11 protein-coding genes are annotated in these 12,515 nt (G+C 67.4%); 4 read left to right on the top strand and 7 right to left on the bottom strand.

Features of this window, described 5'->3' with window-relative positions:
* The first annotated feature begins 102 nt into the window (after window positions 1–102).
* The gene (locus tag BLU38_RS01205; RefSeq protein WP_091518579.1) at window positions 103–1,149 is read left to right on the top strand and encodes a LacI family DNA-binding transcriptional regulator; all 1,047 of its coding nucleotides are present in this window, start codon (window positions 103–105) and stop codon (window positions 1,147–1,149) included.
* 18 nt (window positions 1,150–1,167) lie between these two features.
* On the opposite strand, the gene BLU38_RS01200 is transcribed toward BLU38_RS01205, so the two are convergent.
* Window positions 1,168–2,997 (bottom strand): ABC transporter substrate-binding protein, encoded by a 1,830-nt coding sequence (locus BLU38_RS01200; RefSeq protein WP_157683130.1) that lies wholly within the window; start codon window positions 2,995–2,997, stop codon window positions 1,168–1,170.
* A gap of 313 nt (window positions 2,998–3,310) precedes the next feature.
* Here BLU38_RS01200 and BLU38_RS01195 point away from each other — a divergent pair, with 313 nt between their 5' ends.
* Window positions 3,311–3,829 carry a CAP domain-containing protein gene (locus tag BLU38_RS01195; protein WP_091518572.1) on the top strand — a complete coding sequence of 173 codons (519 nt, stop codon included), beginning with the start codon at window positions 3,311–3,313 and terminating at the stop codon, window positions 3,827–3,829.
* Between the two features lie 22 nt (window positions 3,830–3,851).
* Here the strand turns inward: BLU38_RS01195 and BLU38_RS01190 are convergent, their stop codons facing one another.
* From BLU38_RS01190 to BLU38_RS01175, 4 genes are read right to left on the bottom strand one after another with little or no spacing between them, the layout of a single operon-like run.
* Complete coding sequence (locus tag BLU38_RS01190; protein ID WP_091518569.1) at window positions 3,852–4,613, bottom strand: SDR family NAD(P)-dependent oxidoreductase; 762 nt, start codon at window positions 4,611–4,613, stop codon at window positions 3,852–3,854.
* A gap of 7 nt (window positions 4,614–4,620) precedes the next feature.
* Window positions 4,621–5,487 carry a phosphogluconate dehydrogenase C-terminal domain-containing protein gene (locus BLU38_RS01185; protein ID WP_091518567.1) on the bottom strand — a complete coding sequence of 289 codons (867 nt, stop codon included), beginning with the start codon at window positions 5,485–5,487 and terminating at the stop codon, window positions 4,621–4,623.
* Complete coding sequence (locus BLU38_RS01180) at window positions 5,484–6,284, bottom strand: sugar phosphate isomerase/epimerase family protein (protein WP_091518562.1); 801 nt, start codon at window positions 6,282–6,284, stop codon at window positions 5,484–5,486. Before BLU38_RS01180 ends, BLU38_RS01185 begins: the two co-directional genes overlap by 4 nt.
* Window positions 6,281–7,624, bottom strand: a complete 1,344-nt coding sequence (locus tag BLU38_RS01175) for an MFS transporter (RefSeq protein WP_231920125.1) — start codon at window positions 7,622–7,624, stop codon at window positions 6,281–6,283. Before BLU38_RS01175 ends, BLU38_RS01180 begins: the two co-directional genes overlap by 4 nt.
* A 163-nt stretch (window positions 7,625–7,787) precedes the next feature.
* Here BLU38_RS01175 and BLU38_RS01170 point away from each other — a divergent pair, with 163 nt between their 5' ends.
* Window positions 7,788–8,534, top strand: coding sequence for a FadR/GntR family transcriptional regulator (locus BLU38_RS01170; protein WP_091518555.1), 747 nt, complete (start codon window positions 7,788–7,790; stop codon window positions 8,532–8,534).
* The gene (locus BLU38_RS01165) at window positions 8,531–10,441 is read left to right on the top strand and encodes a hypothetical protein (protein WP_091518552.1); all 1,911 of its coding nucleotides are present in this window, start codon (window positions 8,531–8,533) and stop codon (window positions 10,439–10,441) included. Before BLU38_RS01170 ends, BLU38_RS01165 begins: the two co-directional genes overlap by 4 nt.
* Before the next feature lie 9 nt (window positions 10,442–10,450).
* Here the strand turns inward: BLU38_RS01165 and BLU38_RS01160 are convergent, their stop codons facing one another.
* Window positions 10,451–11,698 carry an erythromycin esterase family protein gene (locus BLU38_RS01160; protein WP_091518549.1) on the bottom strand — a complete coding sequence of 416 codons (1,248 nt, stop codon included), beginning with the start codon at window positions 11,696–11,698 and terminating at the stop codon, window positions 10,451–10,453.
* A gap of 1 nt (window position 11,699) precedes the next feature.
* A complete protein-coding gene (locus tag BLU38_RS01155; RefSeq protein WP_157683128.1) occupies window positions 11,700–12,494 on the bottom strand; it encodes a hypothetical protein in 795 nt (264 codons plus the stop codon).
* Between the last annotated feature and the right edge of the window lie 21 nt (window positions 12,495–12,515).

Raw genomic sequence — 12,515 nt, 5'->3', positions numbered from 1 at the left:
CCTTTCCGGTCGTGGCGTGCCCATCGAGCTGTGGCTGCGGTTACCGTGTGGACCGACGGACCAGGTCGCGCTCGGTCCGACCGACGGAGATGAGGTGGGTAGGTGGCCGGTGCGGACGGCAGGCAGCCGACGATCCTGACAGTCGCCGCGCATGCCGGTGTCAGCCCGATGACCGTGTCACGCGTCCTGTCCGGGCAGAAGAACGTCAGCCCTGAGTTGTCCGAGCGGGTCCGCGCGTCGGTGGCCGAACTCGGCTATCGGCGCAACGAACAGGCCCGCAGTCTGCGGCCCGGTCAACGATCCGGGCTGATCGGGGTCGCGATCACCAACATCGCCAATCCCTATTACGCCGAACTGCTGCTCGGCGCCGACGAGGTCGTCGGTGCCTCCGGTCGGGGTCTGCTGATCGGCAGTACCAACGAGGACGAGGACCGGGAGAGCACGCTGATCTCCAAGTTCATCGGCCGTCAGGTCGAAGGACTGATCGTCGTCCCGGCCGGAGCCCGGCGCCATCTGCTGCCGCAGGCGCTGGGTGGTACGCCGCTGGTGCTGGCATCCCGTGCGGTCGAAGGGGCACGAGCCGACACCGTCCTGGTCGATGACATCGGCGCGAGTTACGAACAGACCGCCGCATTGCTGGCTGCCGGCCATCGGCGGATCGGTTACCTCGGCACCGCTACCTCGGTCTTCACCGGGTTGCGCCGATTCGACGGTTTCCGGATGGCGCACGAGGACGCCGGGATCGAGCTGGATCAGGCGCTGGTGTTCGCCGGCCAGAGCGATGTGCAGTCGGCCGAGCGGGTGATGCTCGACCTGCTCGGCCGCCGCAACCCGCCGACCGCGGTGTTCTGCGCCAACAACCAGAACGCGATCGGTGCGGTCCGCGCGCTGCGGTCATCGACGGCGCGTGCGAGGACCGACCCGATCCACCTGCTCAGCTTCGACAACTTCGAGTTGGCCGACGTGCTGGGGCTGCCGATCACGATCATCGATCACGACGCCCGCGAGCTCGGCCGGCTCGCGGCCAGAATGATGCTCGAACGGCTGGAGGGCACCGCCACCCAGCCGCCGCGGACCGTCGAACTACCGACCCGCATCCTCAGCTTCGTCGGCCGAGGCAGGGATATCGATGCCTCGGCCGGGGTCTGATGCCGAGTCCGAGCGCCGTCACTTCGCCTTGGGTGTGATGTAGCCCTGCTGCAGGGCCAACGACAGACCACCGCTGAGGTTGGCACCGATGATGTCCCACAACGGACTGGTGTTGTTCTTGTCGACGGGCGGCCAGTTGGTGAAGTTCTTGGTCGAGTAGGGGAACTGGTAGACCTTGGTCGAGTACCAGATGTACGGGACCTCGTCGTTGACCAGTTGCGCCCAGTTCCAGACCTGCTTGTTCATCTCGGGTCCGGGCGCGACCGATCTGGTCTGTTTGTCGATCGTCTTGGGTACGTCCACCTCGCCCAAGCCGGGGACGTTCATCGTCGGACCGAAGCCGAGCCCGCGGGTGTCGGCGTAGTTGCCCGCGGAGCTGAAGTTGTTGCCCGGGCCGAGCATCGCGGCGTACATGCCGAGCGGGTTGTTCCCACCGACGAAGTACATCCCGATGTCGAAGTCGCCCTTGTGCTGATCGGCGTCCTGCTGGGCACCCGAGGTGGCGTTCACATCGGCCTTGATCCCGAACGCGGTCAGCGCCTTGGCCGCGGAGTTGAAGGAGGTGACGATGTCGGAGGTCGCCGAGTTGACCAGGAAGGTGAGCTTGAACGGTTTGCCCTTGGGTGTGATCCAGGTGTCGCCCTTCTTGGTGAATCCCTTCGACTTCAGCAGCTGGGTGGCCTTGGCCGGATCGACCGGATACTTGTTCAACTTGTTGATCTTGTCCTGCGGCAGGTAGAGCTTCTCCAGCGACGGCGAGATCCCGGTATTGACCTCCTTCCAGGTGCCGCCGGCGCCGGCCTCGGTGCCGTACGCGGCGTTGCTGATCTGCTCCCGCGGGATGACGTAGGCCAGCGCCTGACGGACCTCCTTGATGTTCAACGGATACTTGTGGTTGTTGAAGCCCATCGCGAATCCGAACGCCAACGGCAGCGCGAGTTGGGCGTTCTCGGTGTTCTTCCAGCGCTTCAGGATCGGCGGCGGCATGTAGACGTTGGACATGTCGGTCTGGCCGCTGAACATCTGCGGATAGATCACTGTGGTGTCACCGTTGGTGTAGTCCAGCCCGCCGATCTTGATCTTGTCCGCGGCCCAGAAGGTGGCGGACTTGGGCATCTTGGCTTCCTTGGTGGTGATGTTCTTCAGCTTGAACGGGCCGTTGCCGATCACCTTGTCGACCTCGTAGCTTGCGACCTTCTTGAAGGTCTTGCCCATCCGCTTGAACTCCGGCATCTTCGACGCCTTGTCCGGGTCCTTCTGGTACGCGGTCCAATAGCTGACGACGTCGGACTCCAGCTGATCGGTGACGAACTTGCCGTACACGCTGGACGGGTAGGTGATCATGCCGAACAGATCACTCTGCGCCAGCGCGACCGGCTGGCCCTTCTTCAGGGTGAAGACGACCGTGTGCTGATCGGGCGTGTCGATCTTGGTGATGTCGTTCCAGAACGCGTCGCCGCGGGTGGCGTCCAGGATCGCTGTGTCGTAGACGTCCTTGCTGGTGACCGGGGTGCCGTCCTCCCACTTCGCGGCCTGCCGGATCTTGAGCGTGATGCTGCCGTTGCGGGCCTGCCAACTCTCGGCGAGCTGCGGCACGTACTCGGTCAGGCTCGGATACTTCGGGATCGCCAGCGGCATCAGGACGAAATTGTTCAGGATGTTGCTCAGACCGTTGACGTTGTACGGGTTGTTCGACCAGGTCGTACCCCAACTGCAGCACGGGGAATAGGCGAGATAGGGAGCCGAACCGCCGGCGCTGCCGGATGTGCCGGCCGGATCATTGGTTCCCGATCCCATCCCTGCGGTTCCGGCGGTGCAGCCGGTCAGGACGAGGGACAGTGCGATCACGAAGGCTGCCAGCGCCCGGATCAGCCCGGATGGTGATGCCTTTGTTCGGAACGACTCGGATGGCGATGACCCTGATTGCGACGAGCTGGTGCGTCGGATGCGTGGCTCGGACACGGTTGGTCCTCCTCGACCAAGAGCAGCGGTGGCCCCGTCGGTCAGCGAGCACCGGCCGCAAGGCGGGATAACGTTACCACGACGCGTCGATGCTTGACCTGGACCTGGCGGGGGACAACAGTTGTCCGTGACGCCGGTGAGCTGGCTTCGACACAGCAGATGCGGTTCCGGTGCAGTTCGGGTTCTGGTGGAGGTGGCCATGACGGCGATCACTGAACGGATCAACACGCTCGGCAGGAGCCGACGCTCCCGGATTCAGCGCAAGCTGATCGCGCTGTCGGCAACGATCGTGCTGCTGGGCTTGTTCCCGGTGATCGGTGGCCCGGTCGCGACGGCCGAGGCCGCGCACGGAGCCAAGTACGAGAAGTCGGCGGCCCGGCACACCAATGCCGAACGCACCTCGCGCGGTCTGGTCAAGCTTCGTTGGAGCGCCTGCCTCGATCGCTACGCCGAGGCGCAGGCCAAGCGGATGGCCCAGCGGCAGAGTCTGCAGCATCAGCGGCTGCGTCCGATCCTGTCGCAGTGCGGCCTGCGCTCCACCGGTGAGAACATCGCGGTCGGCTACCGGAGCGGCAAGGCGGTGACCCGGGCCTGGATGGCTTCACCGGATCACCGGGAGAACATCCTGCGCAAGGAGTATCGCAACTACGGTCTCGGCGCCCACAAGGACAGCCATGGCCGCTGGTGGGTGTCGCATGTCTTCGGCCGCAAGGCCTGAGCCCTGCTCACCGGATCCCGTCCTACAACGTCGTCATCCCGCCGTCGACCCGGAACAGCGAGCCGGTCGCGAACGACGACTCGTCCGAGGCGAGATAGACCATGACCCCGACCACGTCGTCGGCCGTCCCGGGACGGCCCAGCGGGATCCGCGACACGATGCTGGCGCGCTCGGTCGGATCGCCGGAGATGGTTGTCACCAAGGGCGTTTCGGTGTAGCCGGGGACGACCGTGTTGACCCGGATGCCGGTGCCGGCATAGGCCGCCGCGACCGTCCGGCACAGCCCGTGGATGCCGGCCTTGGAGGTGCTGTAGGCGGTGAAGTCCTTGCCCTCGCCGTTCAGTCCGGTCGGGCTGCCGGTCAGGATGATCGAACCGCCGTCCTGCGCCAGCATCGTACGGACCGCCTGCCGCAGGGTCAGGAAGGTGCCGGTCAGGTTGACGTCGATGGTCTGCTGCCAGGTCTCCAGATCCGCATCGGCGATCGGAGCGTCCCGGCCGAAGAGCTGCACACCGGCGTTGGCCACCACGACATCGGGTGCCCAGCCGTCGCTGATCAGTTCCTCGAAGCCGGAGATCACGCTGTCCTCGATGCTGATGTCCATGGTCAACGCCCGGCCGCGGTCGTGATCATCGGCGGCTGCTTCGGCGGCCCGACGATCGCGGTCGGCGAAGACGACCCGGGCGCCTTCAGCCAGGAAGCGCGTTGCGACGGCCCGGCCGATTCCCGAACCGGCGCCGGTGACCAGCGCCGTCCGGTCGGTCAACCGCTGGGAGTCGATCATGGTCGGTTCACCGCCGGACCGCGTCGATCTTGAGCATCTTGGCGATCACCGCATCCAGTTCGGAGTCGTCGAAGATCTTCTTCCAGTCCTCCTTGATGATCGACTCCCGGCCGTAGCCCATCGCGATGTGGCAGGCATCGGAGAACGGGTTGGAGCCACGCAGGCCGTTGGTCAGCGCGATCCAGGTGTGTCCATAGAGGATCGCGCGTGCGGCCTCGCGGGGGACACCGACCGTGTTGACGGTCTCCTCGAGCGCCTCGTGCAGGAATTCGCCGATCATGCAGGCGATGGTCTCCACCAGGGTCGGCTCCAGCACGGCCAGTTGCTTGACCGTCACCCAGTGCACCGCGATCACGGGTGCATAGATGGTCGAGATCACGGCTTCGGCCCGGGCGCGCAGATCCTCGTCGTCGGTCTCGAAGGCGGCCACGACCTCTTGTGGGGCGGCGATCCCGCCGAAGGTGTCGGCCCATTCCTCGGGGGTGGTGCGTTCGGAGAAGACCGACGGATGACACGGATGCGCGACGGCGTAATGGACGTCGTCGCGCTGCGCCAGCAGCCCGGCATAGGCGGCGGCCGGGTCGAGGGTGAGCAGGATCGCCCCGGGCTTGAGCTGCGGGACCACCGCCTCCGACACGACGCCGAGCACCGTGTCGGGGACCGCGAGGATCACCACGTCGGCCTGTGGCACGGCCTGATCGGTCGGGGTGACCTCGCGGCCGAGGTCCTTGATCGCCTGCTGGCCGGCGGCGGAATTCTCGCTGTACAAGGCGTTGTAGTCGCTTGTGGCCAGATTGTCGGAGACGCGGGTGCCCATCTTGCCGCCGGCGCCGATCACGGCGACGGTCAGGGTCGGGGCTGCGGTGTCGGTCATGCTTGTTTGCTCCTGAGATAGGCGATGGTGTCGGCGGTCCACCGTGCTTCGGTGTCGACGGTGGCGTGCGGGCTGTCCTGCCAGGGCAGCCAGAATTCGATGATCTGGTTGATGCCGCGGCGGTCGGGTTCGATCGCGGCGCGGATGCCGTCGTAGTCCAGTCGGCCGGTGCCGATCGGCACGCCGGTGTAGGAGAAGCCGACCCAACCCGGTGAACGGGTGAAATCGAAATCCTTGACGTGCCAGTTCTTCACGTACGGCGCACAGCGTCGGGTGACCTCGTCGGGTTGCTCGAAATTGGCCACCGTGTTGCCCGGGTCCAGGCAGATACCGAGCTGCGGGGAGTCGATCCGTTCGATCAGTCCGACCAGGTCGACGGTGGACACCTGTTCGTAGGTCTCCAGGGCGAGCGTCACGCCGGCGTCGGTGAAGGCGGGCAGCACGGCCCGCAACCGACGCTCGGCCTCGACCGCGCCCGGGCGGTCGTCGCCGGCGGTCCACATCGATCGGATCAGTCGGGCGCCGAGCCGTTCGGCGATCCGCAGATAGCGGAGCAGATGATCCTCGGCCAGCCCTCGGGTGCCGAGCTCGAGCGTGATCCCGAGATCGGTGGCCAGCGCCGCGATCTCGGAGAGCCGACCGTCGTCGGCTTCGGACAGCGGCTGATGATCACAGATCTGGAAGAGGTCGAGACCGTGGTCCGCCGTGTCGCGCAGCGCATCCTGCAACGACCAGGGCGACGCGACGCGCTCCGACATCCGCCAGAAGTAGGCGTACGTCCCGGTCCCGATGCTCATGCCGCCGCCCGATCCGTAGCCGCGCCGTGGTCGATCCGGGGAACCCGATCACGGCGGGACAGCAGGACGATCAGCACCGCCGACAACAGCATGAAGATCCCGACGATGATCATCGGCAGCTGGTAGCCGCCGGTCCAGTCGTGCACGGCACCGGTGACGTACGGCGCGGCGAAGCCGGCCAGATTGCCGACGGTGTTGATCAGCGCCACGCCGGCGGCCGCGCCGGCACCGGACAGGAAGCGGGTCGGCAGCGTCCAGAAGTTGGGCAGTGCGGCGAAGATCGCCATCGCGGTGACTGCGATCACGGCGATCGTCGCCGCCGGTGATCCGGCGAACAGCGCCACCGGCACACTGATCCCGCCGACCACCGCGGGCACGGCGATGTGCCAGGTCCGCAGGCCGCGCCGGGTTGCGTCCCGGGTCCACAGCCACAGCGCGATCGCGGCCGGGACGTAGGGGATGGCGGTGATCAGGCCCTTGGTCAGGTCGGTCATCGTGATGCCGTACTGCTCGGAGAAGCCGCTGATGATCGTCGGCAGGAAGAAGGACAGAGCGTACAGACCGTAGATGAAGCCGAAGTAGACCCCGCACAATGCCCACACCCGGCCGGAACCGAAGGCCGCGCGCAACCCGCCGGTCTCCTTGCCTGCTTGGGGTTTGGCCGCATCCTCCTCGGCGAGCGTCTGCTGCAGCCAGCCCTTCTCGGAAGCGGTCAGCCAGCCGGCGTCAGCCGGTCGATCCTTGAGGTAGAACCAGCAGATCACGCCGACCACGATCGCCGGAACCGAGACGCCGAGGAACATGAAGCGCCAACCGGCGAGGCCGAACGCGCCGTGCTGTTGCAGCAACAGCCCGGCCAGCGGGGCGCCGATCACGCTGGTCAACGGTTGCGCCAGATAGAACAGCGCCAGGATGCGCCCGCGATAGGCGGCCGGCACCCAGCTGGACAGGAACAGGATCGCGCCGGGGAAGAAGCCTGCCTCGGCGACGCCGAGCAGGAAGCGCAGCCCGACCAGCTGCGGGTAGTTCTGCACCCACACGAAGATCAGCGAGACCACACCCCAGGTGATCATGATCCGGGCCAGCCAGCGGCGGGCGCCGAAGCGGTGCAGTGCGAGGTTGGACGGCACCTCCAACAGGATGTAGCCGATGAAGAAGACGCCGGAGGCCAGGCCGAACTGCGCTGCCGACAAGCCGAGATCGTCTTCCATCCCGCCGGGTGCGGCGAAGGAGATCGCGGTCCGATCCAGGAAGTTGATGAAGAACATCAGTGCCACGAACGGCACGATCCGGATCGTGATCTTGCGGATCGCGCTCCGCGCTTCGGGCGCATGGTCCACGGTGACTCCTGACGATCGACAACCGAACCGGCGCTGCCGCATCGCGTGGCTGCCGGTCCGCTCATCGTCGCCAGTTCCTCTCGATCTGTCAACCGGTTGACCAATATTTGCGGAATTCGGGGTGTCGCCACCCGGTCTGCCGTCGGCTCGATACGCTCGGCCCATGCCCTCCTACAGCGACGACGATCCGACCGGGGTCCGTCTCGAACTCGAGGCGGTGCCGGCCGGGTCGCCCTCCGCCGTGGTCGCTCGCCAGCTGCTGCAGTTGCTCACCTCCGGCGATCTCGCGCCGGGATCGCGGCTGCCGCCGGAGCGCGCGCTGGCCGAGCGGCTCGGCGTCGGACGGTCGGCGGTCCGCGAGGCGATCGCCTCGTTGGAGATCCTCGGCGTGGTGCAGGTCCGGCCCGGCTCGGGCAGCTATCTGCGCGGTGGGACCTCGGAGTTGCTGCCGCGGACCTTGAGCTGGGGGCTGCTGCTGGCTGCCTCGAGGACCGAGGAACTGCTGGAGATCCGCTCCGGGCTCGAAGGGCAGGCGACCGGGCTGGCGGCGGAACGCGCGACCGAGGCCCAGGTCCGCGATCTGAAGAAGTATCTGGACCGGATGCAGAGGAATCTGGATCGGCCCAAGGCGTTCATCGAGTCCGACGTCCGGTTCCATACTGCTATCGCCCACGCTGCCGGCAACGAGGTGCTCGCCGATCTGTTGCAGACGATCCGATCGCTGTTGCAGGTCTGGACCGAGCGCGGCCTGAGCACCCGAGCCCAGGCCGACGACGCCTACGCCGAGCACGCCGAGGTGTACGAGGCGATCGCCGCCCATGATCCGCAGCGGGCCGCCGAACGGATGGCAGCCCACATGGTGACCGCCAGCGAGCGGGTGCTGTCGGCCGATCACGATCATCAGGAGTGAGCGCCCATGATCATCAGGACGGCGACCGGGTCGTGGGCATGACTGCGGGACCGGCTGTGGACGGGGCAGGTACGAGCTGGGGCGACGGTGAGACGCCGGACCGGATCGTGACCGCCGGGCGGTGGACGCTGTCGTTGCGCGGGGCCGAACTCGCCGACATCCGACACGGCGGCCACCCGGTGCTGCGCGGCATCCGATTCATCGTCCGTGATCATGACTGGCGCACCGCGGAGAACCTGATCCTCGACATCGGTGACGAGCATCCGGACCGGCTCCGATTCGCCGTACGCAGCCTGCTGGACGGAGTGCCCGTCCTCCAATGGGACGCCGACCTGCGACTCGGGCCCGAGCTGGAGTTCGTTGTCCGCGGCCGGGTGCTGCGTGATTTTCGGCGCAACCGGATCGGGCTGATCGTGCTGCATGCCCCTGGCCTCGCCGGCCGTCATCTGGAGGTCCTGCATCCGGACGGGACGGAGCAGAGTACCGCCTTCCCCAGTGACATCTCCGCCCATCAACCGGCGTTGGACGTCACGGGCTACCGCTGGCGGACCGACGGTCTGGCTGCCGAGTTGCGGCTGGTCGGTGACGTCTTCGAGATGGAGGATCAGCGGAACTGGACCGACGCCTCGTACAAGACCTACTCGACACCACTGGCTGAACCGTTCCCGGTGTCGGTCGGGCGCGGGGACCTGATCGAGCAGTCGCTCACGCTGAGCTGTCGATCAACGGCGACCGCGGTGTCGGGGCCGAAGCCGATGTTGATCATGCCGAGTGCGGAGTCGCTGCCGATATTGCAGACCGGCGCCGGCACGGCTCCCGACGACGCCGGCGCCGGTGGATCGCCCGCGCTCCGGTTGCCGATCATGGTCGAGCTGCCGGCCGATGAGAAGCGCTGGCCGGCGGTGCTGTACCGGGCCGGTCGGGATGCCGACGGTGCCGATCTCGACGTCCGGATCATCGCCTCCGACCCGGACCAGGTCGTCGCGGTACTGGACGCCCTGCGTGGTACCGCGATCTGCCGGATCGCCGTCTACGACCGGGCCAGCAGTCGGACGACAGTGCCGTTGACGGCCGCGCTGCGGCGGACGATGGCTGCCGTGCTGCCCGACGTCGAGGTGGTCGCCGGTACCCGTGCGCATTTCACCGAACTCAACCGCACCATCGATCAGTTCTCCGATCACCGGGGTGGGCTGACCTTCAGCATCACGCCGCAGATGCATGACCTGAGCCGCGCCCAGGTGATCGAGTCGCTGCCGATGCAACGCCCGGTGGCCGAGCAGGCGGTCCGGCTGGCCGGGGGACGTCCGGTGCACATCGGACCGGTCACCCTCCGATCCCGGTTCAACGCGGTCGCCACCACGCCGTTCGTCCCGGATGATCATGACCCGAATGATCATCTTCGGGGCGGACTCGTCGACGGATACGGTGCACAGCAGGTGCCGGAGGCCACCGACCCGCGGCAGACCTCAGCGGGGGTTGCGGCCTGGACCGTCAGCAGTATCGCCGCACTGGCGGTGCCCGGTGTCAGCACGCTGACACTGTTCGAGGCCTGGGGACCGCGGGGCCTGCGAGCCGCACCGAGTGCGCCGCCGCACCCGGCCGGCCGCGTGATCGACTGGGTCGCTACCGCCGGCCCACTCACGCCGGTGCCGTCGATCACGATCATCGACGGGCCGGCTGCGGCGATCGGGGTGCTGTGCCAGCGACTCGGGACCGGCGGATCCGGTGACCGCCGGCAGCTGCTGATCGGCAACCCCGGCGACCGAGCGGCCGTGCTGCAGGTCTCGGCGACCACGACCGGCGCACCGCAGAGCCTCGGCGAGGAGGCCACGTTGGCGGCCGAGCCCCGCGGCGTTCGGGTCACGGTCCCACCGGCGAGCACCGTCAGGCTCGTCCTCGACTGCTGACCGCACCGCTCAGCGCAGGGGAGTGACCGGCGTCGCCCGGTCGACCATGATCAACGCGTCGTAACTTCGGCTCGGGATCATCGACACCGAGTTCAGCCACGGCACCCAGGCCTGCCACTGGTGGAAGGATTCACCGGCGCTGGCCATCCGGACCCGGCGGTCCAGCAGCCGGCGATTGGCCGGCGTTGCCGCCGCGACGTCGAGGTATCCGATCCTGGTGCCGGCGAACATGCCGCGCAGCGGACTGCGGTTGGTCAGTCGGACCTCCCAGCGTCGTTCCCGGTCACCCGTTCGCAGTCGGGACTCATGCAGGTCAGTGCCGATCACCCGATAACGATCACCCCAGCGGCGCGCTGCCAGCGCACCCAGGTCGGGGTGAGCGTACGCCGCGGAGGTCTTGTCCAGATGGCCGTCGTGGGCGAACAGCAGGGTGTGATCATTTCCCCGTGCGGCTTCCTCGCTCACCGTACGGCGTAGGTTCTCCGCCATGATCCTGGCGCGGGTGGCGGCGTAGTCGCCGGCCCGGTCGAGCTGCCGATTCTGCTGCAATGCGGTGGCCGCGTTCCTGGCATCCCGCGCGACGTCGTCGCTGGTTGACAGCCGGTCGGCGAGTACGTCGAGCGCTTCGTCCACCCGACGCGGGTCACCGGGGTCGGTGGTGACGTCGTTCCATCCGTGCAGCTTGCGGCCGATCTCGGTGGCCAGGGCAGGATCGATGGTGCGCATCCCGTCCAGCGCAAGTTGTTTGTTGGCGTCGATCCGCTGGACGTCCATCCCGACCAGTCGGATCCGCCGATCCGGGGTACGCCGGTCGTTGATCCGGCGGATGCCCTCCAGCAGGTGCGCCATTTCCTCGGTGTGGTTGAGGACGAAGCCGAACGATCGTGTCGCGTCCTGGGCCGTACCCGGACCGCCTTGCAGGTAGGCGTTGGCCCGCGCGACGCTGCCGTAGTCCTCCTCCAACACGATGGCGCCGAAGGACGGCAGTTTGCCGACCAACTGCAGCCGCAGCTGCTGGAACTCATGATTCCCGTGGGTGGCTTCGCCGAGAGCGAGGACGGTCGCGTTCGACAGCCGCGGAGCGATCTCGGCACCAGCGAATTCCGTTGCCTGCGGCTCGCCCTGCGGTCGTCGGGTCCAGGAGGTCCACCCGATGGCGCCGCCGATCACGATCACTGTTGCCAGCACGGTGATCAACAGCACCTTCACCGGCGTCCGGAGCCTTGCAGTGCTCGGTGTCGTCGACGGAGTCGGCATCTCAGCGCACCTCCGTGCGAAGCTGCCGGATCCAACCCAGTACGCCCGGCAGCAAAATCCAAACCGTAACGCCCACCAGGGCCCGCGCGAGCTCGTCGCCGGTGATCCCGTCCAGGAATCTGCTGACCGCTCCGAAGTCGATCCAGGACAGCACCGGCCCGATGATCGGCGCCGACAGCAGTGGGAAGATCAGCGCCTGCCAGGCCAGAACGAGCACGATGGCGGCGGGAGCATTGAGTAGTGCCGTGCCGACCGCGGCGCCCACCAGTGCGGCGACGATCATCGCCGCAGCGAACCAGCCGATCGCGGTCCAGTCCACGGTCCAGCTGACCGCGCGTCCGGTGAGCAGCGGACCGGTCGCGCCGATCACAACGGCGGCCAGCAGACACAGCGCCGCCGTCAGCACCGCCGAGACCAGCACGGCAATCAGTTTGGCGGTCAGCGTCCGTGCCCGTCGGGGCACCAGGGCATCGGTGATCAACGCGGTCCGCTGACTGCGCTCGGAGGTCACCAGCAGGGTCGCCAGCGCCGGAATCAGCAGCATCGCCGGAGTGCCGGCGAGCAGCGTGATCCGACCGATCGACGGCGCATCGCGGAACAACACGGCGCCGCCGCCGAAGGTGCCGATCAGGACGGCGCCGACGACGATCAGGACGACACCTGCCCTGGTGTCGATCATCTTGCGCAGTTCCACCATCGTCAATCGCCCGATGCTCGGCGGCGAGGTCGCAAGCCGCTGGTCGATGTTCCGCGACCGCCGTGCCGAGGCCGGCGACGGAGCAGGTTCGGTTGTCATGGTGGAGGTCACTCTCCTGGT

This window comes from Microlunatus soli (assembly GCF_900105385.1).
GTDB classification, from domain to species: domain Bacteria; phylum Actinomycetota; class Actinomycetes; order Propionibacteriales; family Propionibacteriaceae; genus Microlunatus; species Microlunatus soli.
Note: the sequence above shows the minus strand (reverse complement) of the source record. Positions and strands in the feature narration are given on the sequence as shown.

Coding starts and splice junctions, on each gene's coding strand:
- BLU38_RS01195 (WP_091518572.1), top strand. CDS start 3,311: ATGACGGCGATCACTGAACGGATCAACACGCTCGGCAGGAGCCGACGC.
- BLU38_RS01190 (WP_091518569.1), bottom strand. CDS start 4,613: ATGATCGACTCCCAGCGGTTGACCGACCGGACGGCGCTGGTCACCGGC.
- BLU38_RS01185 (WP_091518567.1), bottom strand. CDS start 5,487: ATGACCGACACCGCAGCCCCGACCCTGACCGTCGCCGTGATCGGCGCC.
- BLU38_RS01180 (WP_091518562.1), bottom strand. CDS start 6,284: ATGAGCATCGGGACCGGGACGTACGCCTACTTCTGGCGGATGTCGGAG.
- BLU38_RS01170 (WP_091518555.1), top strand. CDS start 7,788: ATGCCCTCCTACAGCGACGACGATCCGACCGGGGTCCGTCTCGAACTC.
- BLU38_RS01160 (WP_091518549.1), bottom strand. CDS start 11,698: ATGCCGACTCCGTCGACGACACCGAGCACTGCAAGGCTCCGGACGCCG.
- BLU38_RS01155 (WP_157683128.1), bottom strand. CDS start 12,494: ATGACAACCGAACCTGCTCCGTCGCCGGCCTCGGCACGGCGGTCGCGG.